Here is an 802-nt window from a genome sequence, read left to right as displayed (position 1 = left end):
AACCCGCGTATTCGTATTGGGGAGGCTATTGCAGAGCCGATTGTAGCGCATGGCTTGGCCAGAGCAGATGAAGCGCGCAACCGTGTTGGCGATCTCCTGGAACGTGTTGGTCTTTCAGCATCCATGATGGACCGTTTTCCGCATGAGTTTTCGGGTGGTCAAAGGCAGCGTGTTTGTATCGCACGCGCACTTGCCCTTGAACCTAAATTGCTGATCGCGGATGAATCTGTCTCTGCACTCGACGTGTCAGTTAAAGCGCAGGTCATCAATTTGATGCTCGATTTGCAGGAAAAATATAGTCTCGGCTATCTCTTTATCAGCCATGACATGGCGGTTGTCGAAAGGATCAGCCACAGGGTCGCGGTGATGTATCTGGGAGAGATTGTAGAAATTGGCTCACGTCAGGCAGTTTTCGAAAATCCGCAGCATGAATATACCAAGCGTCTGATGGCTGCTGTTCCAATACCTGATCCGTCACGCCGCCAAATCCGCCGCGTGAATAATGACGAAATTAAAAGCCCGTTACGTGCACCCGATTATGTTGTGCCACAACGTATTTATGAACAAGTGAGCGACGATCACTTTGTTCAAGTAGCATAAATCTGGAGAAGCACTGTGATCATTACCTTTGGCTCCATTAATGTGGATTTTATGTTTCAGCTTGCAGATATGCCGCAACCTGGCCAGACTTTGCTAGCGACAAGTTTTCATACGGAAGCTGGAGGTAAGGGTGGCAATCAGGCACTGGCGGCTGCACGCGATGGTGCAGAGGTTTTCATGTGTGGTGCCGTCGGCCAAGATG

2 protein-coding genes are annotated in these 802 nt (G+C 49.9%); both read left to right on the top strand.

What is annotated here, in order from left to right:
* The coding region (locus tag HBA93_RS17875; RefSeq protein ID WP_221724187.1) for an ATP-binding cassette domain-containing protein at positions 1–600 on the top strand (600 nt) is incomplete at its 5' end.
* A 15-nt stretch (positions 601–615) separates the two neighbouring features.
* Positions 616–802 (top strand): PfkB family carbohydrate kinase (locus tag HBA93_RS17870; protein WP_353619394.1); only part of this gene is annotated, 187 nt, incomplete at its 3' end.

Origin of the sequence: Ochrobactrum sp. SFR4 (assembly GCF_019730395.1) — a bacterium.
Lineage (GTDB): Bacteria > Pseudomonadota > Alphaproteobacteria > Rhizobiales > Rhizobiaceae > Pseudochrobactrum.
This window is presented reverse-complemented; position numbering and strand designations above follow the sequence as displayed.